This is a genomic window from Streptomyces sp. NPDC005492 (assembly GCF_040605995.1).
Taxonomy (GTDB): domain Bacteria; phylum Actinomycetota; class Actinomycetes; order Streptomycetales; family Streptomycetaceae; genus Streptomyces.
Window position 1 is genome coordinate 37,122 of the sequence record NZ_JBEXDX010000015.1, and the last position, 21,472, is coordinate 58,593.

At 70.6% G+C, this 21,472-nt stretch carries 21 protein-coding genes; 16 read left to right on the forward strand and 5 right to left on the reverse strand.

Annotated elements, in window-relative coordinates; translation table 11 throughout:
• Positions 1-124 precede the first annotated feature (124 nt).
• From ABZT04_RS21385 to ABZT04_RS21440, 12 genes are all read left to right on the forward strand, one after another.
• The gene (locus ABZT04_RS21385) at positions 125-1,423 is read left to right on the forward strand and encodes an extracellular solute-binding protein (RefSeq protein WP_356058355.1); all 1,299 of its coding nucleotides are present in this window, start codon (positions 125-127) and stop codon (positions 1,421-1,423) included.
• Positions 1,424-1,430: 7 nt separating this feature from the next.
• Positions 1,431-2,342, forward strand: a complete 912-nt coding sequence (locus tag ABZT04_RS21390) for a sugar ABC transporter permease (protein WP_356058356.1) — start codon at positions 1,431-1,433, stop codon at positions 2,340-2,342.
• On the forward strand, positions 2,339-3,235 hold the full coding sequence (locus ABZT04_RS21395; RefSeq protein ID WP_356058358.1) for a carbohydrate ABC transporter permease: 897 nt from the start codon (positions 2,339-2,341) through the stop codon (positions 3,233-3,235). Before ABZT04_RS21390 ends, ABZT04_RS21395 begins: the two co-directional genes overlap by 4 nt.
• Positions 3,236-3,282: 47 nt before the next feature.
• Positions 3,283-4,413: an ROK family transcriptional regulator gene (locus ABZT04_RS21400; protein WP_356058559.1), complete on the forward strand. Its 1,131-nt coding sequence runs from the start codon at positions 3,283-3,285 to the stop codon at positions 4,411-4,413.
• A 34-nt stretch (positions 4,414-4,447) separates the two neighbouring features.
• Complete coding sequence (locus tag ABZT04_RS21405; RefSeq protein WP_356058360.1) at positions 4,448-5,974, forward strand: GMC oxidoreductase; 1,527 nt, start codon at positions 4,448-4,450, stop codon at positions 5,972-5,974.
• A 14-nt stretch (positions 5,975-5,988) separates the two neighbouring features.
• Positions 5,989-6,600, forward strand: coding sequence for a nucleoside deaminase (locus ABZT04_RS21410; protein WP_356058361.1), 612 nt, complete (start codon positions 5,989-5,991; stop codon positions 6,598-6,600).
• The gene (locus ABZT04_RS21415) at positions 6,597-7,523 is read left to right on the forward strand and encodes a sugar phosphate isomerase/epimerase (protein WP_356058362.1); all 927 of its coding nucleotides are present in this window, start codon (positions 6,597-6,599) and stop codon (positions 7,521-7,523) included. Before ABZT04_RS21410 ends, ABZT04_RS21415 begins: the two co-directional genes overlap by 4 nt.
• A 93-nt stretch (positions 7,524-7,616) precedes the next feature.
• Positions 7,617-8,867: an MFS transporter gene (locus tag ABZT04_RS21420; protein WP_356058364.1), complete on the forward strand. Its 1,251-nt coding sequence runs from the start codon at positions 7,617-7,619 to the stop codon at positions 8,865-8,867.
• A gap of 105 nt (positions 8,868-8,972) precedes the next feature.
• Positions 8,973-9,155 carry an antitoxin gene (locus ABZT04_RS21425; RefSeq protein WP_356058365.1) on the forward strand — a complete coding sequence of 61 codons (183 nt, stop codon included), beginning with the start codon at positions 8,973-8,975 and terminating at the stop codon, positions 9,153-9,155.
• A gap of 154 nt (positions 9,156-9,309) precedes the next feature.
• Positions 9,310-10,323: an MHYT domain-containing protein gene (locus tag ABZT04_RS21430; protein WP_356058367.1), complete on the forward strand. Its 1,014-nt coding sequence runs from the start codon at positions 9,310-9,312 to the stop codon at positions 10,321-10,323.
• A 116-nt stretch (positions 10,324-10,439) separates the two neighbouring features.
• Entirely contained in the window at positions 10,440-11,945 is a 1,506-nt protein-coding gene (locus ABZT04_RS21435; RefSeq protein ID WP_356058368.1) for a metallophosphoesterase, read from the forward strand.
• A 67-nt stretch (positions 11,946-12,012) separates the two neighbouring features.
• On the forward strand, positions 12,013-13,041 hold the full coding sequence (locus ABZT04_RS21440; protein WP_356058370.1) for an LLM class flavin-dependent oxidoreductase: 1,029 nt from the start codon (positions 12,013-12,015) through the stop codon (positions 13,039-13,041).
• Between the two features lie 2 nt (positions 13,042-13,043).
• Here the strand turns inward: ABZT04_RS21440 and ABZT04_RS21445 are convergent, their stop codons facing one another.
• Together ABZT04_RS21445 and ABZT04_RS21450 are read right to left on the reverse strand one after the other, a co-directional pair.
• On the reverse strand, positions 13,044-14,018 hold the full coding sequence (locus tag ABZT04_RS21445; protein ID WP_356058372.1) for a TauD/TfdA family dioxygenase: 975 nt from the start codon (positions 14,016-14,018) through the stop codon (positions 13,044-13,046).
• 128 nt (positions 14,019-14,146) lie between these two features.
• On the reverse strand, positions 14,147-14,611 hold the full coding sequence (locus ABZT04_RS21450) for a hypothetical protein (protein ID WP_356058374.1): 465 nt from the start codon (positions 14,609-14,611) through the stop codon (positions 14,147-14,149).
• A 157-nt stretch (positions 14,612-14,768) separates the two neighbouring features.
• Here ABZT04_RS21450 and ABZT04_RS21455 point away from each other — a divergent pair, with 157 nt between their 5' ends.
• The gene (locus ABZT04_RS21455) at positions 14,769-15,599 is read left to right on the forward strand and encodes an aldo/keto reductase (protein WP_356058376.1); all 831 of its coding nucleotides are present in this window, start codon (positions 14,769-14,771) and stop codon (positions 15,597-15,599) included.
• 94 nt (positions 15,600-15,693) lie between these two features.
• A complete protein-coding gene (locus ABZT04_RS21460) occupies positions 15,694-16,128 on the forward strand; it encodes a cupin domain-containing protein (RefSeq protein WP_356058377.1) in 435 nt (144 codons plus the stop codon).
• Between the two features lie 9 nt (positions 16,129-16,137).
• Here the strand turns inward: ABZT04_RS21460 and ABZT04_RS21465 are convergent, their stop codons facing one another.
• From ABZT04_RS21465 to ABZT04_RS21475, 3 genes are all read right to left on the reverse strand, one after another.
• Positions 16,138-18,477 carry a SpoIIE family protein phosphatase gene (locus ABZT04_RS21465; protein ID WP_356058379.1) on the reverse strand — a complete coding sequence of 780 codons (2,340 nt, stop codon included), beginning with the start codon at positions 18,475-18,477 and terminating at the stop codon, positions 16,138-16,140.
• Between the two features lie 64 nt (positions 18,478-18,541).
• A complete protein-coding gene (locus ABZT04_RS21470; protein ID WP_356058380.1) occupies positions 18,542-19,009 on the reverse strand; it encodes a peroxiredoxin in 468 nt (155 codons plus the stop codon).
• Positions 19,006-19,389: a MauE/DoxX family redox-associated membrane protein gene (locus tag ABZT04_RS21475; protein ID WP_356058381.1), complete on the reverse strand. Its 384-nt coding sequence runs from the start codon at positions 19,387-19,389 to the stop codon at positions 19,006-19,008. Before ABZT04_RS21475 ends, ABZT04_RS21470 begins: the two co-directional genes overlap by 4 nt.
• 145 nt (positions 19,390-19,534) lie before the next feature.
• Here ABZT04_RS21475 and ABZT04_RS21480 point away from each other — a divergent pair, with 145 nt between their 5' ends.
• Positions 19,535-20,701, forward strand: coding sequence for an acyl-CoA dehydrogenase family protein (locus ABZT04_RS21480; protein ID WP_356058382.1), 1,167 nt, complete (start codon positions 19,535-19,537; stop codon positions 20,699-20,701).
• Positions 20,702-21,469: an SDR family NAD(P)-dependent oxidoreductase gene (locus tag ABZT04_RS21485; protein WP_356058383.1), complete on the forward strand. Its 768-nt coding sequence runs from the start codon at positions 20,702-20,704 to the stop codon at positions 21,467-21,469. It begins immediately after the preceding gene.
• Positions 21,470-21,472 lie beyond the last annotated feature (3 nt).

A 21,472-nucleotide genomic window follows, 5' to 3' on the forward strand; every position in this document is an offset into this window, starting at 1 on the left:
AGCCACAGAGGTCCCAACAGCCGCATCGCGGTCGACGGACCGATAACGCTGCTTTCCCCGAAAATCTCCGGAATCCCGGAAATCCCTCCACTGTCCTCAGCGCCCCATGAGACAGGAGCCCCGAGTGTCCGATCCCTCCCGACGCGGCGTCCTCAGACTGTCCGCCGGTACCGCTCTGCTCGGCAGCCTCGCCCTCGCGGGCTGTGGTCGCGGCGACACCGCCACCGCGAAGGCTTCCGCCGAGTCGGTCGACGACAAGCCCGCCACCGGCGCCGTCGACGTCTGGGCCGCCCAGGGTGACGCCGACGTCCTCGCCAAGGTGCTCAAGCCCTTCGAGTCGGCGAACCCGGACGTCACGCTGAAGTTCACGCTGATACCGAACTCCGAGTACTACACGAAGCTCCAGGCCGCGATCGCGGCGGGCAAGGGCCCCGATGTCGCCCAGTTCTTCCCCGAGTCCCAGGCGCAGTTCCTCGACCCGTCGATCCTGCGGCCCGTGCCGCACGGACTCGTCGACTCCGGCGCGTTCTTCAAGAGCCTGTGGGACGCGGGTGTGGTGAAGGGCGTCGCCTACACGGTGCCCTGGTACGCCTACACGTACGCACTCGTCTACCGCGCCGACCTCGCGAAGAAGGCGGGCGTCGCGGCACCGGCCACCTGGGCCGAAATGGTGCCGTTCTTCAAGGCATTGCAGGGTGCCGGAGCCGTACACGCGCTCGGGGCCGACAACGGCTGGGACATCTTCAACGGCCAGGACGTGGCGATGTACGCCTGGCAGGCGGGCGGCAACCTGCTGTCCTCCGACGGCGGTTGGACCCTCGACACACCGGCGGTGGTCGACGCCCTCAAGTACAACGCGTCGTTCTTCACCTCGGGTTCCGCCGACACCGCGACCCCCACCTTCCTCGACGCCCAGCCGTACTTCGTGTCCGGGAAGACCGCCACGATGATCACCGGCCCGTGGGTGATCGGGCAGCTCGACACCGCCGCGAAGAAGACCGGCTGGACGACGGCCCACGTCGCCACGGCACCGCTGCCGGCCGGCGCCTCGGGCAGTACCTCCTTCTCCGCCGGAGGCAGCTGGGGCGTCCTCGCGGACAGCCGGAACACGGACGCGTCGTGGAAGCTCGTGCGCCACGTCTCGAAGCCGGGCACCCAGGTCGCGCAGTACTCGGCGTACGGCTCGCTGCCGGCCGTTGTCTCCGCCTGGAACGACCCGGCCATCAGGAAACAGCCGCTCCTCGACGCCTTCCTCACCCAGCTCAAGAACACCAAGGCCTTCCCACAGGTGGGTACGTGGCAGCAGGTCGCCACCCGGCTGGGCAAGGAGATGGAGACCGTGGCCAAGGGCACGCAGACCGCCGAGAAGGCCGCCGCGAACATCCAGGCCTACGCCAAGAGCCTCGGCACCGGGGCGGAGTGAGCCACGCATGACCAACACGCTCGTCCCCGGACCGCGGAGCGGAGCGGGCCGTTACCGGCGTACGGCGGTCGCGTGGCTCTTTCTCGCTCCGTTCGCCGTCGTGTTCCTGCTCTACACCGCGATCCCCACGGTGGCCGCCCTCGGGTTCAGCCTGACCGACCTGCGCGGCTCCGACCTGCGCCACCCGCTCGCGGTCGACTTCACCGGCCTGGACAACTACCTGCGCCTGTTCCAGGACCCGACGTTCCTGCGGGACATCCTGAACACCGCCGTCTTCGTCGCCGTCGGTGTGCCGCTGACCACGGCGATCGGCTTCGGGCTGGCCGTGGCGCTGAACTCCGGGATCCGGCGGCTGCGCGGGGTGTTCCGTACGGTCTTCTTCGCACCGGTCGTCACCAACGTCGTCGCGGTCGCCCTGATCTGGCAGTACGCCTTCAACTCGGGCGGCACCGTCGACAAGGCGCTGGGAGCCGTGGGCCTCGCCGGACCGAACTGGCTGGACGACCCGCACCTCGCCATGCCCGTGGTGATCCTGCTCGGCGTCTGGCGCAACTTCGGCACCGCGATGGTCCTGTTCCTCGCCGGACTGCAGGCCGTACCGGAGGACGTGTACGAGGCCGCCGCGCTCGACGGAGCGGGCAGATGGCGGCAGTTGAGGCACATCACCCTGCCACTCCTGCTGCCCACCACCCTCATGGTGTCGGTACTGCTGACCGTGTTCTACCTCCAGGTCTTCGACGAGCCCTATCTCCTCACGGACGGTGGCCCGTTGGGGTCGACCGAGTCCGTGTCCCTGTACACCTACCACCAGTTCGGGTCCGGCCAGCTGGGCATGTCCTCGGCCGCGTCCTTCGTGATGCTGCTGCTCGTCCTGCTGGTGAGTGCCGTCCAGTTCCGACTGCTGAGGCCCCGCACATGACCGTGACCGCCGTAGCCACGTCGTTGAACGACGCCGACCTGAGCGCCACCGAGGACCGCCTCGCCGTACGCGCACGGTCCGTCGCCCGCCCGCTGCTGTACTGCGCGCTGGTGCTGTGCGCGCTGCTCACGCTGCTGCCCTTCTTCTGGGTGGTCAGCGGCTCGCTGCGCGGCCTCGACGAGATCCGCTCCGACCCGGGCGCGTGGCTGCCGCGGCACGTCACGCCCGACAACTTCGTCCGGTTGTTCCGGACCGAAGGCTTCGGACGGTTCCTCACGAACAGTGTCCTGGTCGCCCTCATGGTGGTGATCGGCAACATCGTGGCGGCGTCGGCCGCCGGATACGCCCTCGCCAAGCTCGAATTCGCGGGCAGGCGGCTCGCGTTCGGCGCGGTGATGGCCGCGATGATGGTGCCGTTCACGACGGTGTTCGTCACCCAGTTCGTGATCACCGTCGACATGGGTCTCGCCGACACTCTCACCGGGATCGCGCTGCCCGGCGTGGCGCTGCCGCTGTCGGTGTTCATCATGCGGCAGTACGCGCAGTCGGTCCCCGACGAACTGCTGGAGGCGGCGCGCATCGACGGCGCCGGCGAGTTCCGGATCTTCTTCCGGATCTTCCTGCCGCTGGCCGGGCCGGCGGTCGCCACCATCACGATCATGTCGTTCCTGAACTCGTGGAACAACTTCATCTGGCCGCTCATCGTGGCCCAGAGCACGTCGAGTTACACCCTGCCGGTCGGCCTCGCCGCCACCAGCCAGGCGGCCCAGCACGTCACCGACTACGGCCTCGTCCTCGCCGGCGCGATCGTCGTGATGCTGCCGGTCCTCGTGCTCTTCCTGTTCCTCCAGCGCTACTTCGTGCAGGGCATCGCCGGATCGGGAATGCGGTGACGGAGACGACGGCGACCGTGCGGGCTGGAGGGGTGTCGATGTCGGGGATGAACCAGAGCGCCGTGCGGCGCGTCAACACCTCGGTCGTCCTGCGCGCGCTCGCGGTGTCGGCGGGGCCGACGACGCTCACCGCGCTCGCCGAGGGGGCGGGTCTGTCCCGCCGTACGATCGAGCTGATCCTGGACTCGCTCGTCGAGGCGGGCTGGGTGGCCGAGTTGGAGCGGATACCAACCAGCGGCAGTGCCGGACGCCCCGCCCGGCGATACGAACTGCGTGCCGAACACGCCCTGTTGGCGGCGGTCTGCATCAACACCGCGGACGCCTCGGCGGTCATCGCGGACGTACGCGGCCGCATCGTCGGCCGGGCACATCGCCCGCTGCGCGCCTACCAGGACCCGGAGACCACACTCGACGACGCGGCGGCCCTGGTGCGCGAGGCCCTCGCCGACGCGGGCGGCTCCCCGGACCGGCTGCGCGCCGGTGCGGTGGCGAGCGGTGGCGCCATCGACGACGAAGGTGTCGTACGACGACTGGTGCACACCACGCGCTGGGAGGGCGTACATCTGCCCGCCGAACTCGGTCGGCGGGTCCGGATGCCTTGGTTCGCCGACAACGACTCCAACCTCGGTGCGCTGGCGGAGCGTTGGCGGGGCGTGGCCGGTGACCACGACAACGTCGTATGGGCGATCCTCGGCAACCGGGCCGGTCTCGGCATCCTGATCCGAGGGGCCGTGCACCGGGGTCTGGACGGTGCCGCCGGTGAGATCGTCGAGGCGCGGTCGATCCCGACCGGCACGATCCAGGACCGCCCCGTGGCCTGGCTGACTTCACCGGAGGCGGCCCGAAGCGAGGTGGCGCTGGCCCGTTTCGAGGCGGCTCGGGCCGGGGACTCGGGAGCACTCGCCGAGGTCGACGAGTTCGTCGAGAACATCGCCTCGATCCTCACCACCCTGTCGTGGACGGTCGCGCCCTCGCTCATCGTGCTGGGCGGCGGTCTGGAGGACGCGGCCGACGTGCTGCTGCCCCGGGTGCGCGAGGCGATGCGCGCCGCCCGAACCCCCGCGATCGAACTCCGGGCCACCGGCCTGGGCCGCGACGCCGCGCTGATCGGCGCCGTGAAGCTGGCACTCGACCGGATGGACACCGAGCTGTTCGGCCCGCTGGTCACCGGCGCGTAACTCTCCCCACAGCAAACGACTTTGGAGTCTTCCAGTGACCGACACCCCGTACACCGACGTCCTCATCGTGGGCAGCGGCATCATGGGTTCCGTCGTGGCCCGGCTGTTGCGGGACAGCGATCCGGGGCTGACCGTCACGATGGTCGACGGCGGCAGCGCGATCGGCGAGGCACCCGGGCTGCATCTGCACGACGTCGCCGACCCGGCCCTGTGGTCGCGGTACAACGAGCAGGTCGACTCCGGCATCCAGGCCATGTACACCGGTGCCGAGGTGGTGCACGAGGTCGCGGACAGCCTCGCCGACCTGACGCCCGGCATGTTCCACGCGCTCACCTTCGGGGAGGACGCCGAGGCGATGCCCGCGTCGGCGCTCGCGTGGAACGCGGGGGGCATGGGCGTGCACTGGACCGCCGCGACCCCGTGGCCCGCCGGGGACGAGGTGTTCGACTTCGGCGACCCGGACCGCTGGGCGGCCGACGTCGATACCGCACGCCGTCTGCTGGCCGTCACGCCCTCCCCCATCGGCCCGACCGGGGTCGGCCGGACCGTACTCGACGTACTGCGCCGCCGCTACGACGACACCGCACCCGGCGACCGGCGCCCGCAGCCGATGCCGATGGCCGTCACGGCTACGGCCTCGGGCCCCATGCCGCGCACGGCACCGGGGACGATCTTCCCGCCGATCGCGGCCGGCGGTGACCCCGCCTTCGCCCTGATGACCGGCACGCTGGCCACCCGACTGATCGTCGCGGAGGGGCGAGTGAGGGGCGCCCGGCTGCGCACCGTCGCCGACGGCACGGAGTCCGAACTCCACGCGGGCACGGTGATCGTGTGCGCCGACGCACTGCGCACCCCGCAACTGCTGTTCGCCTCGGGGATCCGCCCCGAGGCACTGGGCCGGTACCTGAACGAGCACGCGTTCATCACCGCCCAGGTCCTGCTCGACCTCGACCGGTTCGGCATCGCCCTCGACGAGTTGCCCCTGCCGCGCACCGGCGAGTTCAGCACGGACTCGCTCTGGCTGCCGCGGAACGGGGCGGCACAGCCGTTCCACGGCCAGATCATGAACCGGACGTACGTCGACGGGAACGGCCGCCCGCTCGCCCATGCCGTGGGTCTGGCGCTGCTCGTGCCCGTCGAGTCGCGCCCCGAGAACCGGCTCGTCTTCTCGGAGTCGCACACCGACCTCGCCGGACTTCCGCGGATCGGCGTCGAGTTCGACTACTCCGGGACCGACCGCGCGCTGATCGACCGGGCACTGGCCGAAACCCGTTCACTGGCCGAGGAGTTCGGCCGCTTCGACGCCGGGACCGAACTCGCCCTGCTCCCGCCCGGCTCGTCCCTGCACCTCACCGGCACCGTCCGGTCGGGCACCGCCGACGACGGGTCCAGCGTGTGCGACCCGGACGGCCGGGTGTGGGGGTTCGACAACCTGTTCGTCGCCGGCACCGGCGTGATCCCCACGGCGATGGCCGCCAACGTCACCCTGACGGGCGCGGTGACCGCCGTACGGACCGCCCGTGCCGTCACCACCCGCACCGTGCCGCTCGCCGCGCGCTGAAAGGAAGTTCGACCGTGATCACGACAGCCAAGGAGTACCGCGTGGCCCTGCCCGCGTGGATCGACGACGAGTTGGCGGACGTGCCGCCGGTCGTCCCCGGCCGCGAGGACCGGATGCGTCTGGTGCACCGGCTCGCGGACCGCAACTGGCGGGAGGGCGACGGGGGTCCGTTCGCGGCCCTCGTCGCCGAGCGCGACACCGGCCGGATCGTCTCGGTGGGCGTGAACGTCGTTCTCTCCTCCGGCGTTTCCAGCGCACACGCGGAGGTCGTGGCGCTCGGTCTCGCCCAGACGGCGACCGGCGGCTGGGACCTCGGCGCCACCGGCCTCCCGACCCACGAACTGGTCGTCAACTGGCGCCCCTGTGTCCAGTGTTACGGCGCCACCATGTGGTCCGGGGTGCGCGGACTGGTGGTCGCGGGCGAGGGTCCGGAACTGGAGGAGATCACCACCTTCGACGAGGGCCCGCTCGGCGCGGACTGGGCCGAGCAGTTCGAGGCCCGCGGCATCGAGGTCGTGGGGGACGTGCTTCGGGACGAGGCGCTGGCCGTGTTCCGGAACTATCGCGATGCCGTCGACGAGGCCGACGGCATCGTCGTCTACAACGCCCGCGGCGGTGCCGAGTGACTCCGCGCTTCGCGACCGACGTGGTCACGTTCTACCACCCCGACTTCTGGGGCCTGGCCTCCGCGGACGCGGTGCGCGACTGGGCTTCGGCGAACCCCGGGGCCTTTTGGGACCGGGTGATGGCAGCGCTGGCCGAGGCCGGTGTCACGGGCCTCGAACTCACCTTCGCGCCGGGCGACATCGAGTCGGCGCTACGGGCCTTCGGCAGCGCGCCGGCCTTCCGCCGCGAACTGGCGGCCAGGGGACTGTCCGTCGTGAGCGCGTTCATCGCGGGGAGCGACTGCCCGGACTGGCGGGACGCCGACAACCTGCCCGCGATCGTCGCCGACGCCGAGCGACGCGCGGCCTTCCTGGCCGACATGGGGGCGGAACTCCTCGTCGCGGGACTGCCCATGCGGACGACGTTCGGGACCCGGCCGCCCTTCTTCGTCGACGCCGCGTACATGACCCGCATGGCCGGCCTCGCCCACGCGGTGGGCGAGGCCGTCTCCCGGCAGGGCGTGAAGCTCGCCTTCCACACGGAGTCCAACAGCACGCTCTGGTATGAGCGTGACATCGATCTGTTCATGGCACTGACCGATCCGCGCTATGTCTGGCTGTGCCCGGACTCCTGTCATATCGCACTCGGCGGAGGCGACCCGGTGGCCGTTGCCCGCCGTCACTCACCCCGCGTCGCCCTCGCCCACTGGAAGGACGCGGTCAAGCCCATCGATGTCGAACTCACCATCGACGAAACGGTCTTCGCCCGGCAGCAGCCGTACATGACCGAGCTGGGCACGGGCATCGTGGACTGGAAGGGCTGGGCCGACGCGATGTCCCGCACCCCCGGCGCCGGCACGGTGCTCATCGAACTGGACGAGGCGGCCGATCCGGTCGCCGCGCTGCGGGCGGGAACGGCGGTGGCGACGGCGTTCCTCGCGTGATCGGTTCCGGGACCGGGCGACGCCGTCGCCTCCCGGCACGCAGGACCGCCAACACCCCCCGGCCCACCCGCACTTCGCTGATACGGTCCGATCATGTCGCGCCTGGTGGAGGTTCCTGGGTACGTACGGTTCTGGACCGCTTCGGCGGTCTCGGCGTTCGGTTCGCAGATATCGGGGCTCGCGCTGCAGATCCTGACCGCCGTCACCCTGGGCGCGTCCGCCACGGAGGTGGGGCTGGTCAGCGCGGCCCGTTGGGCTCCCTATCTGCTGTTCGGCCTGGTGGCGGGGGTGCTGGTGGACCGGTGCCGGCGCAGGCCGGTGATGGTGGCGATGGATTTCGGCAAGGCCGCCCTGCTCGGTGCGATCCCGCTGCTGTACGCCCTTGACCGGCTCGGCATCGCCGCACTGTGCGCGTGCGTCTTCGCCTTCGGGACGCTCTGTCTGTTCTTCGACGCGGCCAACCATTCCTACGTGCCGCGGCTCGTCCCCAAGGAGCTTCTCAACGCGGGTTATGCCCGGGTGGGGCAGGCCGACGCGGCGGCCGGGTCGACCGGGCCGCTGATCGCCGGCGTGCTGATCAGGCTCGTCGGCGCGCCGCTCGCCGTGCTCGTGGACGCCGTCAGCTATCTGGTGTCCGGCCTGCTGCTCGGCTCGGTGCGGGCCCACGATCCCGTGCCCGATCGAGGCGCGCGGCTCGGTGTGGTCCGCGAACTGCGTGAGGGGGTGGCCTGGGTCTACCGCCGTCGCACCCTGGCGTCCATCGCGCTGACCTCGCATCTGATGCTTCTGTTCAACACCGTCGTGAGTACGGTCTTCGTGGTCTTCGCGCTGCGTGAGCTGAGGGTCGGGGACTTCGGTCTGGGTGTGGCGTATGCCTGCGCGGGCCTCGGCGGTGTGCTGGGCGGCGCGTTGTCCGCGCGGGTGGCGCGGAGGTTCGATGTCGCCGTCACCTTGATCGCCGGCCGTCTCCTCGCCGCCGTCGGCTGGCTGCCCCTGGTCCTCGCCCAGCGCGGGCCGTGGGCCCTGGCCTCGGTGTCGTCGGCCTTCTTCGTCGTCTCCTTCGCGATCTCGGTCGAGAGTCCCGTGGAGATGGGCTACCGCCAGGCGGTCACTCCCGACCGGCTGCGCGGGCGGATGAACGCCACGATCCGCTCGTTCAACTGGGGAATGGTGGCGGTCGGGGCACCGCTGGGCGGTCTGCTCGCCGACCGGGTCGGCTACCGGTTCGCCCTGTGGGTGGGCCTGTCCGGGGCGGTTCTCCAGGCTCTTCTGCTCGCCGTGTCCCCTACCCGCGAGGCCCGCGACACGGATGCGGCCGAACCCGCCCCGACCTGCGCGGTATGACCCTCGTCCGGGCCGCCGGGACGCACCTCGGGACGTACCGACATGCGGCTCGCGGGAAGCCGGGGGATGCTGGGAGGGCCAACGCACGTCCGAAGGAGGACACCCATGTCGTTCATGGACAAGGTCAAGGGAATGCTGGGTCAGCACCCCGACAAGGCCAAGCAAGGCGTGGACCGGGCGGGAGACATGATCGACGACCGCACGGGCAGCAAGCACGCCAAGCAGGTCGACATGGCGCAGGACAAGGCCAACGACTTCATCGACCGCGACAAGCCGCAACAGCCCTGACCGCTTCTGTCCCCGTATCAACCCCGTTGCGACCGAAGTAGCCTCCCGAAAGCTGAGAGTTAGTCGACTTCCGGTGTGAAAAGGTTGCGCGGCCGGGCCTCGATCCATACATACTCCCCCCACAAGAAGCCAGAACTCTGGGGGGAGTTGGCTCATGCAAGGCACGATCGACGGGTTTCGTTATGGTGCGGTGACCCCGGTGGCGGCCTATCTGATGGCCTGTCTCGGAGGGGCTCTGGGACTGCGCTGCGTGGTGCGGTCCCTGCACAACCAACAGTCGTGGAAGGCGGGTTGGCTCGCGCTCGGCGCGACAGCGATCGGTAGCGGCATCTGGACGATGCACTTCATCGCGATGATCGGTTTCCAGGTCGAGGAGACCCGGATCGGCTACGACGTCGGCCTCACGGTGCTGAGTCTGGCCGTGTCGATCGTCGTGGTCGGCATCGGTGTGTTCGCCGTCGGCTACCGCGGCGCCACCACCGGCACACTGTCCGCGGCCGGTGTCATCACCGGTCTCGGAGTCGCCGCCATGCACTATCTGGGCATGGCGGCCCTGGAGTTGAACGGCACGATCGAGTACCGCACGGCCATGGTCGCGCTCTCCGTGGTGATCGCCATCGTCGCCGCGACGGCGGCCCTGTGGGCGGCCGTCTCCATCCGGGGCTTCCTGACGAGCCTGGGCGCCAGCCTGGTGATGGGCGTGGCCGTGACCGGGATGCACTACACGGGCATGGCCGCCATGAGCGTCCATCTGCACGGCAGCGGCGGAGCATGGTCGGGCGACTCGCCCAACTCCTTATTGCTTCCGATGCTGTTGGGGCCGATCGTCTTCCTGGTACTGGCCGGGGTCGTCGTGATGTTCGACCCGCTGCTGGTGATGGGCGAGGGCAACTGGGACCAGTCCTTCGCCCGCCACCCCGTCACGGGCTCGGACACCGCCCGCGAGCAGCCCGCCGCGTACTCCGGCACATCGGGCCGACCGGCCGTCGGCACCCCGGGCCGTTACGAGAGCCCGCCCGCTGCGCCGGGCAGTCGCCGGAGCCCGACCCCGCATCGGGGCCCGGCCGCCCCACCGGCGAGTCCCCGAAACGCCTACAGCACCCCGCCCAAGCCCTCACCCGGCCGCCAGGACCCGTACGGGACCTCGCGCCGACGCCGGGAATGGTGACCAACTGCGCGCGCCACGGGCGGAGTTCAGTCGTCGTACACCTTGATGCGGATGCGGGGTGATGTTGCCAGGGCCCTGCCGATCTCCCTGGCAGGGCCCGTTGTTACGGTGCACCGGTGTCTGAATCTTCACGCGATACCCCTGAGGGCGCCGGTTGGGGATCGGCGGAACGCGGCGCGTACCAGCAGCTCATGCCGTCCCATGTCGACAAGGTCTCGTGGCTCGACCCGAAGACCCTGTGGGCCGCGCGCAACGGTGTGCTGGCGTCCTGGTTCGGGGACCCCACCGGCAGCACCCGAAGCCGTTGGGTGGCGCAGCGCACGGCCGCCGGAGCACCCGCCGACAAGCTGATCCGGCGCGACGACGCGGACACCTTCTCCTTCATGGTCATCGGCGACACGGGCGAGGGCGACGATCCCCAATACGCCGTCGTGCCGGGCTTTCTGAAGGTGAGTCAGGGAACGGACTTCGCCGTCATCGCGAGCGACGTCATCTATCCCGTGGGCACGGCGGACGACTACGACACGAAGTTCTTCCGGCCCTACCACGACTACCCGGCGCCCATCTACGCGATACCCGGCAACCACGACTGGTACGAGGGCCTCGGCGGCTTCATGCGCGTCTTCTGCGACGACGCGCCGCCGCTGCCCGCACCGCCCTCGCCGCGACCGCTGACGCGTGCCTGGTGGCGTGCGCTGCTGTGGCACCACTCCCGCCCGTCCGACGGCCAACACCTGGACAAGGCACGGGAGTTGCGCTCCTCCCCGCTCCAACAGGCCGTCCAGCCGGGTCCGTACTGGGCGATCGACGCGGGACCGGTGCGGATCATCGGCATCGACACCGGCCTGCTGGGCACGATCGACGCCGAACAGGGCGCCTGGCTGCGCGAGATGGCGAAGGGACCGACGCCGAAGATCCTCATCACCGGATCGCCGCTGTACGTGGACGGCGAGCACCACCCCTGCGCCATCGAGGGCGGCGGCACGGTCGACGACATCGTGAGCGACCCGGCCCACCGCTTCGTGGCGGCGATAGGCGGCGACATCCACAACTACCAGCGGTATCCCGTGCGGTTGGCGGACGGCCGTACGCTCCAGTACGTGGTCTCGGGCGGTGGCGGCGCGTTCATGCACGCGACCCACACCGTCCCGCGCGTGAACATCGCGAACGTCACCGAGCAGGACTTCCGCTGCTATCCACTGCGCGGCGACTCCCTGGCCTTCTACAGCGGGCTGTACGGACGCCGCCTCCACCTGCGCCGCTTCTTCACCCTCACCGAGGCCGAGGCGACGGCCGTGATCTGCGAGCGCCTCGGCATCCCGCCGACCCGCACCCCGGGCCCGCCGGTCCGCGTCACCCGGCGGATCCGGCTGGTCGCGAGTCTGCTGGGCGCGGGCGGCCGGCCCGAACGGACCTCGCGTTTCCGCCTTCCGGTGCGGAAGATCTACACCCAGCTCTTCTCGCCCAGTTCGGTGACGTACAGCCCGCCGTTCTTCAAGTGCTTCCTTCGGCTGGACGTCACCCCGGAGGCGGTCCGCCTGCGCTGTTTCGCGGCCACCGGCAACCGTGCCCAGGAGATCGACCCGCCGGTCGAGGACGAGGTCGTCATCCCGCTGCGCTGATCACACTCCCGCAATGTCCGGGTGCGACAATCGAGGCAGAACTGACGCACGACCGCCGGAGGAGCCCGTGTCGCCCACCTCACGCCCGTTGCGGAAGCTGGGCTTCCTGACGATCGGCCTGTTCGACGAGGCCGATCCGCGCCGGGGCCACGAGTCGACGCTGGAGATCATCGAACTGGGCGAGCGGCTCGGCTTCGACAGCGCGTGGCTGCGCCACCGCCATCTCCAGTACGGCATCTCCTCCCCCGTCGCGATCATGGCGGCGGCCTCGCAACGCACCAGCCGTATCGAACTCGGCACCGCGGTGATCCCGCTCGGCTGGGAGAACCCGCTGCGGCTGGCGGAGGATCTGGCGACCGTCGACATCCTGTCCGGGGGCCGTATCAACCCGGGTGTCAGTGTCGGCCCGCCGATGCACTACGACCACGTCAAGGACGCGCTGTACCCGGACACGGGCGACTCCGAGGACTTCGGCTACGAGCGGGTGCGGCGGCTCCTGGACTTCGTGCGGGGCAAGCCGGCCACCGACTTCAGCGGGGTCGAGGGCTTCGAGGTGTTCTCGGACCGGGTGCAGCCGCACTCCCCCGGTCTGGGCCGCAGGCTCTGGTACGGCGGCGGCAGCGCGAGTTCGGCGAAGTGGGCCGGCGAGCACGGGATGAACTTCCTGACGAGCAGTGTCGTCAAGGCCGAAGGGCCGGACGAGTCAGGGGACTTCGCGGAGATCCAGCTCTCCCACATCCGCACGTTCCGCGCGCATCACCCGGACGGCGACGCGGCCCGTGTCTCGCAGGGGCTGGTGGTCATCCCCACCGACTCCGCGTCGCCCCAACAGCGGGCGAAGTACGAGGAGTTCGCCCGCAAGCGCACTCCCCGCACGAGGTCACCGCAGGGGCCGGCCGGGCTGATGTTCGCGCCGGACCTGGTCGGCACCTCGGCGGAGATCGCCGAACTCCTGCACGCGCACGCCGCGTTCAGGGAGATCGACGAGGTGGCGTTCGCGCTGCCGTTCACCTTCGAGCACGAGGACTATGTACAGATCCTCACGGACATGGCGACGAGGCTGGGACCGGCGCTCGGGTGGCAGGCCACCGTCTGACCTCACCAACGACCGGGCTCGGTACCGACGATGGGCTCCGACGGCTTGCCGTCCACCCCGACCGGTATGTCGCCGGTGAGCATCACACGGTGCATGGTCCGGGGAAAGCCCAGGTGGGCGTTGTCGCTCGGGGCGAGATGGATGGTGGCCCGGTTGTCCCAGAAGGCCACGCTGCCCGGCTCCCAGCGGAACCGGACGGTGTACTCGGGCCGGGTCGCCTGCGCGAGCAGCAGCTCCAGGATCGCGGCGCTCTCCGAGCGGGAGAGATCGGTGATCTGCTCCAGGTAGTAGCCGTTGACGAACAGCACCCGCTCCCCCGTCTCGGGATGCACCCGTACCAGCGGGTGCACCGAGGCGACCTGGTGGTCCAGCAGATGGCGGACGTACGCGTCGTCGCCGGGCCGGGGTTGGTAGCCGACGCCGAGCCGGTGTTCGGCCCGCAGCCCGTCCACGAACTCCCTTACCGGCTGCGACAGTCCGGCGTAGGCGGCGGCCAGGTTCGACCAGGTGGTGTCGCCGCCGTAGGGCGGGACGGTCTCGGCGCGCAGGATCGTCGCGGCCGGCGGGTCGACGCGGGCGCCGTGGTCGCAGTGCCAGCCGCGCAGCAGGGTGTGCCGGCGTCGCTCCAGCCACTCCTCGTGCTCCATGCCGAACCGGCCGCCCAACTCCAGCCGGTCCGCGGTGGTTTCGACCTCGGGGAAGCCGGCCGGTGAGGCGCTGCCGCGCCGTCCGAGCACGACCGGTTGCCCGAACCGCCGCGCGAACGCCACATGTCCGGTGTGATCGAGCCGTTGGTCCCGGAAGAACACGACCTTCCAGCGCAGCACCGCCGCGCGGATCGCGGCGACCACGGCGTCGTCGAGTTCAGCGGCCAGGTCGACACCGGTGATCTCGGCACCGATGTGCCCGGCGACCGGCCGCAGCTCCATGCCGTCCACCCCTGTCGCCTCGTCCGTCGTACCGCTGTCCGTCGTCATGCGTGCTCCGTCGTCGTACGTGCCCGGTGGGTCGTCCCTTCCGGGTCGTACCCAGGTCGTACCGGTTCCAAGGAAGATCGTGACAGCGATCACCGTGGGAGGCGACCGGGCTGCCGCCCGGACCTGGTTCAGCGACTCGTGGCGCACGCGGGCCCGGGGGGGGTGGTCCGGCGGTGGATCGGGCTGCCGGGCGTGTACCACCCGGCCTTCTTGCGGACCGGCGGGGGCGGGCCGGCGTCTCGGGCGCGGGTCAGGGCCGCGAGGGCGTCCGGGCGGCTGTGCACCCACGGTCCGACGAGTTCGACGGCCCTGGCCCGCACCCGGGGGTCCGGATCCCGCTCCAGGAGCCGGATCGCGCGGGGCAGCAGCGCGACGCGGTCCGGGAAACAGACCCCCGCGTCCGGGACGAGCGGCTCGTCCAGCAGCTTGCAGCACTGTGAGCCGCGCCGCCCCGGCGCCTTCCGTGAGCTGCTCCGGCGCGGACCCGCCGCCGTACCCGCCATCCGCGAGGGACTGCGCCCCACGCACCCGCGCGTGCGTGAACAGCCCAGCGCGTCGACGAGTACGGGTTCGGGGATGCCGGTCGGTGCCATCGGGGTTACGTCCTCCGACCCTTTCGCCACGACGAGTCCGCGCCCCTGAACTCGGCCCTCACAAAGCCTTTTCCACCGGGCCGGGCGGCCCTGCCTCGCGGGCCGTCGCGTCGGCTGCCCATACTGGCTGTACCGCACAGTCAAGGGAAGGTCGACCGTGATCAGCATCCCGACGCACACCCTCAACGACGGAACGAAGATCCCCGCCATCGGTCTGGGGACCTGGCCGATGGACGACGCGACGGCCGAGGAAGCCGTCGACGGCGCGTTGCGCATGGGCTATCGCCTGGTGGACACGGCCACGAACTACCGCAACGAGACCGGCGTCGGCCGTGGCATCGCCCGCAGCGAGGTGCCGCGCGAGGAGATCCTCGTGACGACGAAGCTTCCGGGCCGCCACCACGGCTACGAGGAGACCCTCGCCTCCTTCGAGGAGTCCCGGACGCGGCTCGGCGTGGAGTACGTGGATCTGTATCTGATCCACTGGCCGCTGCCCCGCGTCGGCAAGTACGTCGATTCCTGGAAGGCGATGATCAAGCTCCGCGAGGAGGGTCTCGTCCGGTCGATCGGCGTCTCCAACTTCACGCCCGAGCACATCGAGCGGCTGGAGAAGGAGACGGGTGTGCTGCCCTCCGTCAACCAGATCGAGCTGCATCCGCTGTTCCCGCAGGACGAACTGCGTGCCTTCCACGCCGAGAAGGGCGTTCTCACCGAGAGTTGGAGCCCTCTCGGGCGCGGTTCCGAGCTGCTCGACGACCCCACGGTCGTGACGGTCGCGGAGGCGTTCGAGGTGACGCCCGCCCAGGTGGTGCTGCGCTGGCACACACAGCTGGGGGCGGTTCCGATCCCCAAGTCGGCGGACCCGGACCGGCAGCGCGCGAACCTGGACATCTTCGGCTTCGAACTCGGACCGGCCCAACTGGCCGCCCTCTCCGAGCACTCTCCGCAGCGCCTCGGCGGAGATCCGGAGACGCACGAGGAGTTCTGAGGTTTCCGGGGAAGTTCGTGTTGTGGCTGCCAACTGCCCTTCCCTGCCTCTATGTTCACGGCGGATGCTCACGATCTAGCCGAGAGGCCCTCGTATGCGCAACGCGTTCCGTACCGCCGTGACCGGGTCGGTGGCCGCCGCGGCCCTGCTGGTCGGCACCGCCGCCCAGGCGACTCCGGCGGGACCCGGTGTCACCGCCCGGCTGATCAGCCAGACCACGGTCGGCGACACCGACTACACCCTGCGCGAGATCACCATTCCGCCCGGCCAGGCCACCGGCTGGCACTACCACGACGGCCCCCTGTACGGCGTCGTCAAGCAGGGCACGCTCAGCCACTTCGACGCGAGCTGCGCCTCCGACGGCGTCTACCGGGCCGGCAGCGCCATCCAGGAGCCGGCCGGCTCGGGCAATGTGCACATCGGCCGCAACCTGGGGAGCACGCCTCTCGTCCTCGACGTGCTGTACGTCCTGCCGCACGGAGCACCGTTCTCGGAGGACGCGCCGAACCCCGGCTGCCCCTTCGAGTGAGCGGTCCGGTCAGCGCGGCGGCAGCGACTGTTCGGCCCAGATCGTCTTGCCGCCGCCGGTCTGCCGGCTGCCCCAGCGCTGGGTGAGCTGGGCGACGAGCAGGAGTCCGCGCCCGCCCTCGTCGTAGGCGTGGGCGCGGCGCAGATGCGGTGAGGTGGAACTGCCGTCGGAGACCTCGCAGATGAGGGCGCGGTCGCGGATGAGGCGGAGCTGGATGGGCGGTACGCCGTAGCGGATGGCGTTGGTGACGAGTTCGCTGACGACCAGTTCGGTCACGAAGGCCTCCTCGTCCAGTCCCCAGGCGGTCAGTTGCTCGGTGGCGGCCTGCCGGGCCCCGGCCACGTGCGCGGGGTCCGGTTCGATGTCCCAGGTGGCGACGCGGTCGGCGCCCAGTGCGCGAGTGCGCGCCAGCAGCAGGGCCACGTCGTCGCTGGGTTCCTCCGGCATCACGGCCTTCAGCACCGAGTCGCACAGCGCGTCGAGCGACTCGGCGGACGCGGTGAGCGCACGGCACAGTTCGACGCTGGCGTGGTCGACGTCGCGGTCGCGGTCTTCGATCAGCCCGTCCGTGTACAGGGCCACGGTGGAGCCCTCGGGCAGTTCCAACTCGACCGCCTCGAAGGGGAGTCCGCCGACGCCGAGCGGTGGTCCCGCCGTCATGGCGACGAGGCTCGCGGTGCCGTCGGGGAGCACGAGCGCCGGCGGCGGATGTCCGGCGGCGGCCATGGTGAGGCGGCGGGAGACGGGGTCGTAGACGGCGTAGAGGCAGGTGGCGCCGAGCTCCGCGACCTCGTCGCCGGTGTCGTCCGTCGCGAGGTGGGTCACCAGGTCGTCGAGGTGGGTGAGGAGTTCGTCGGGCGGCAGGTCGACGTCGGCGAGCGTACGCACGGCCGTGCAGAGACGGCCCATGGTCGCCGAGGACGGGATGCCGTGTCCGACGACGTCGCCGACGACCAGGGCGACCCGGCTGCCGGACAGCGGGATCACGTCGAACCAGTCGCCGCCGATGCCCGCGAGCGACCCGGAGGGCAGATAGCGGTGCGCCACCTCGACCGCCGCCTGTCCGGGCAGGCCTCTGGGCAGCAGGCTGTGCTGGAGGGCGAGCGCGGTGGAGCGTTCGCGGGCGAAGCGGCGCGCGTTGTCGATGCAGACGGCGGCGCGGCTGGCCAACTCCTCGGCGAGTACGGCGTCGTCGGCCGCGTAGTCGTCCGGGTGGGCCATGCGGACCGCCACCGCGACGCCGAGCGTGGTACCGCGCGCCCGCAACGGCACCGCGATCATCGAGTGGACGCCCTCACGGTGTGAACGGCCTTCCGGGGAGCGCGCGTTGCGGTCCTCGACCCAGCGGACGAACTCGGGTTCGCCGGCCTGGCTGCGTACCGCCCGTCCCTCGCGCAGGGCCTGCACGGGTGGCGAGGAGGGTGGATGGCTGTCCATCTGCCCCAGGTGGACGGCGGCAGCCGGTGTGCCCTCCTCGACGGAGCCGTGGGCGACGCGGCGCAGCATGATCTCGCCGTCCAGGGCAGGTGGTGGTTCGTCGGCGCCGAGCACCCACGGCAGCAGGTCCACGCTGGCGAAGTCGGCGTAGCGCGGAACCAGTAGCTCCACCAGTTCCTCGGCGGTGCGCACCACGTCGAGGGTGGTGCCGATGCCGGCCGCCGCTTCGTTCAGCAGGGCCAGCCGCTGCCGGGAGAGATACTGCTCGGTGCTGTCGAACGCCGCGAGGGCGACGGCCGTCGTCTCGCCGGAGGCGTCCTTGAGGGGCCACATCTCGATGCTCCAGGCGTGCTCCCGGTTCAGCGCGGGGGCGCCCGCCCAACTGTCGTAGCGGACTGGCCTGCCCGTCTCGGCGACCAGGCGCAGGTTGCGCAGGAAGCCCCGGCTGTGTTCGGCGTCCTCCACGCTCTCCGGGAAGAAGCGGCCGATCAGGACGTCCTCGGGTACGCCCATCACGCGGCAGGCGACGTCGTTGAGGCGGAGATAGCGCTGCTGGGTGTCGAAGACGGACAGGGACATCGACGCCTGCTCGAAGGCCTGCTCGGCCAGGGTGGGCGCGGGCGGGGCGGACGGTTCGACGGTGAGGACGTATCCCTGCGGCGTACCGTCCGCGCAGAGCGTCGGGCACGCCCGCACGTCGATCCGGAGCGGGGAGCCGTCCCGGTGCCGTAGGACGACCGGGCCGACGAGCGCGGCGATGGACGCGGCGGACGGGGGTTCGGCGAGGAGTGCCCCCACCGACCGTCCCACGGCCTCCTCGGCCGGGTATCCCGTCAGTGTCCGGGCACCCTCGCTCCACCCCGTCACGATGCCTCGGGCATCGATGACCGCCGCGGCGGAGGCCTGCTCCATATCGTCCAGGATGGTCCCTTTACCGCGTGGCATCAACCGCGATAGGGCATTTGCGCCCTCAGGGTCACTTCCGGTGGGCGCGGAGTGCGGCGAGGGCGCGGTCGGCGTGGGTGTTCATCCGCAGTTCGCTGGAGACGACCTCCAGGACGGTGCGGTCCTCGCCGATGACGAAGGTGGCCCGCCTGGTGGGCGCGAGCGAGAAACCGCGCTTCACTCCGAACCGCTCCCGGATCGCCCCGTCGACGTCCGAGAGGAGGGGCATGCCGAGGGTGTGCTTCCCGGCGAACTCCTGCTGCTTGTCGACCGTGTCACCGCTGATGCCGACGGGCCGCGCGCCGACGGCAGCGAACTCGGCGGCCAGGTCCCGGAAGTGGCAGGCCTCGGCGGTGCAGCCGGCGCTCAGGGCTGCCGGGTAGAAGAACAGCACCACCGGCCCCTCGGCGAGCAGTTCCGTGAGGCTGCGCTCCGCACCGGTCTCGTCCGGCAACGTGAAGTCCTCGATCTTGTCACCGACGTTCGGGCGTCCGCTCATGACGGTCCCTCCCCTTTGTTCTTCGCGACACTGCGCGCCCACAGTACGAGGGGCACCTGGAGCGGCAGCCGTCCGAGGGCCGCCGCCTTCTGCGGGGCCGGGCGGTTGCGCCAGTCCACCGCCATCTTCACGTTGGCGGGGAACACCCCGACGAAGAACGCCGCCGCGGCCAGTGCGGCCGTACGCCGGGTGCGCGGCACCGCGATCCCCGCGGCCAGCGCCAGTTCCACGGCACCGCTCGCGTAGGTCCAGCCCCGGGGCGTCCCCGGGAGGGCCCTCGGGACGATCGCGTCGAACTGTCTCGGCGCGGCGAAGTGGGCGGCCCCCGACGTCGCCAGCAGACCGGCGAGCAGCAGCGACGAGCTTGCGGACCGTGGCACGGTTCCTCCTCCGATGGCCTGGCGCGCGATATTACTCGACGGTAGGAGTCGCGTGACATCCGGTCTGCTCGTTCTCCGGACTCTACCTTCTTCGGTCTGACCTTTGATATGTTTCAAAACCAGACCGAAGAAGGGTCCACAGTCCATGGACTTCGAACTGACCGAGGACCAGGAAACGATCCGCAAGTCCGTCGCCGGACTGCTGCGCGACTTCGACGACCAGTACTGGATGGAGAAGGACCAGGCGCACGAGTTCCCGGCGGAGTTCTACGCGACCGTCGCGGGCGGCGGCTGGCTCGGCATCACGATCCCGGAGGAGTACGGCGGCCACGGCCTCGGCATCACCGAGGCCAGCCTGCTGCTGGAGGGGGTGGCGCGGTCGGGCGGCGGCATGAACGCGGCCAGCGCGATCCATCTGAACATCTTCGGCATGCATCCGGTGGTGGTGCACGGCTCCGAGGAGCTGAAGCGTCGGACACTCCCCCGCATCGCCAGCGGCGACCTGCATGTCTGCTTCGGCGTCACCGAACCCGGTGCCGGGCTCGACACCGCGAGCATCACGACGTACGCCCGGCGCGACGGCGACCACTACGTCGTCAACGGCCGCAAGGTGTGGATCTCCAAGGCCGTGGAGTCCGAGAAGATCCTGCTGCTGACCCGCACCAGCAAGGCGGACGAGGTCACCAAGAAGACCGACGGGATGACCCTGTTCCTGACGGACATCGACCGCGACCGGATCGACATCCGCCCGATCCCGAAGATGGGCCGCAACGCCGTCACCTCGAACGAGTTGTTCATCGACGACCTGCGCATCCCCGTCGAGGACCGCGTCGGCGAGGAGGGCCAGGGCTTCCGCTATCTCCTCGACGGCCTCAACCCGGAACGCATGCTCATCGCGGCGGAGGCGCTGGGCATCGGCCGGGCATCACTCGACAAGGCCGTCCAGTACGGCAAGGAGCGGGTCGTCTTCGGCCGCCCGATCGGCATGAACCAGGCCATCCAGTTCCCGCTCGCCGACTCTCTGGCCCGCCTCGACGCCGCCGAACTCGTGCTGCGCAAGGCGACCTGGCTCTACGACAACGGAAGGCCCTGCGGGCGGGAGGCGAACACCGCCAAGTACCTGTGCGCCGACGCCGGGTTCACGGCCGCCGACCGGGCCCTGCAGACCCACGGCGGTATGGGCTACTCCGAGGAGTACGGCGTGGCCCGCTACTTCCGCGAGGCCCGTCTGATGCGCATCGCGCCGATCAGTCAGGAAATGATCCTGAACTACCTGGGATCGCACACGCTGGGACTCCCGAGGAGCTACTGAATGACCGACAGCACAGGGCTGTTCGACCTCACCGGGCGGTCGGCGCTGGTCACCGGCGCCGGAGGCGGTATCGGTTCCGCGGTCGCCGAGGCGCTGGCGCGCGCGGGTGCCGCGGTCCTGGTGACCGACGTCGACGAGTCCGCCGCCGAGGCGGTCGCGGGGAAGATCAATGCCGCCGGCTTCACGGCGGCCGGCGCCGCCCTCGACGTACGGGACCGGTCCGGAGCCGACGCGGCGGTGACACGCGCGGCGGCGCTCGCCGACGGGACGCTGCACATCCTGGTCAACAACGCCGGAGTCATCGCCCCGGCCATGTTCGACAAGCTGGAGGAGGACGCGTTCCGGCGGGTCCTGGACATCCATGTGATGGGCACCTTCCACTGCGCTCAGGCCGCGCTGCCGTTCCTGCCGGACGACGGGAAGGGGCGGATCATCAACGTCACCTCGTCGGCCGGTCTGGTCGGCACGCTCGGGCAGGTCAACTACTCGGCCGCGAAGGCCGGGATCATCGGCCTGACGAAGTCCCTCGCCCGCGAACTGGCCCGCAGGCGCGTCCTCGTGAACGCCCTGGCTCCGCTCGCCGCCACGCCCATGACGGAGACGATCCGGACCAACGAGAAGTTCGCGGCGCAGATGCTCGCCCGGATTCCGCTGGGCCGGTGGGCCGAGCCGGCCGAGATCGCGGGCAGTTTCGTGTTTCTGGCCTCGGACGCGGCCTCCTTCATCACCGGCCAGGTACTGCCGGTGGACGGCGGCATGGTGATGTGACAG

Bases quoted from the DNA above. Each gene is read 5' to 3' on its own strand.
- ABZT04_RS21390 (WP_356058356.1), top strand. From the start codon at position 1,431: ATGACCAACACGCTCGTCCCCGGACCGCGGAGCGGAGCGGGCCGTTAC.
- ABZT04_RS21395 (WP_356058358.1), top strand. From the start codon at position 2,339: ATGACCGTGACCGCCGTAGCCACGTCGTTGAACGACGCCGACCTGAGC.
- ABZT04_RS21400 (WP_356058559.1), top strand. From the start codon at position 3,283: ATGAACCAGAGCGCCGTGCGGCGCGTCAACACCTCGGTCGTCCTGCGC.
- ABZT04_RS21420 (WP_356058364.1), top strand. From the start codon at position 7,617: ATGTCGCGCCTGGTGGAGGTTCCTGGGTACGTACGGTTCTGGACCGCT.
- ABZT04_RS21425 (WP_356058365.1), top strand. From the start codon at position 8,973: ATGTCGTTCATGGACAAGGTCAAGGGAATGCTGGGTCAGCACCCCGAC.
- ABZT04_RS21430 (WP_356058367.1), top strand. From the start codon at position 9,310: ATGCAAGGCACGATCGACGGGTTTCGTTATGGTGCGGTGACCCCGGTG.
- ABZT04_RS21445 (WP_356058372.1), bottom strand. From the start codon at position 14,018: ATGACGACGGACAGCGGTACGACGGACGAGGCGACAGGGGTGGACGGC.
- ABZT04_RS21450 (WP_356058374.1), bottom strand. From the start codon at position 14,611: ATGGCACCGACCGGCATCCCCGAACCCGTACTCGTCGACGCGCTGGGC.
- ABZT04_RS21460 (WP_356058377.1), top strand. From the start codon at position 15,694: ATGCGCAACGCGTTCCGTACCGCCGTGACCGGGTCGGTGGCCGCCGCG.
- ABZT04_RS21465 (WP_356058379.1), bottom strand. From the start codon at position 18,477: ATGGAGCAGGCCTCCGCCGCGGCGGTCATCGATGCCCGAGGCATCGTG.
- ABZT04_RS21470 (WP_356058380.1), bottom strand. From the start codon at position 19,009: ATGAGCGGACGCCCGAACGTCGGTGACAAGATCGAGGACTTCACGTTG.
- ABZT04_RS21480 (WP_356058382.1), top strand. From the start codon at position 19,535: ATGGACTTCGAACTGACCGAGGACCAGGAAACGATCCGCAAGTCCGTC.
- ABZT04_RS21485 (WP_356058383.1), top strand. From the start codon at position 20,702: ATGACCGACAGCACAGGGCTGTTCGACCTCACCGGGCGGTCGGCGCTG.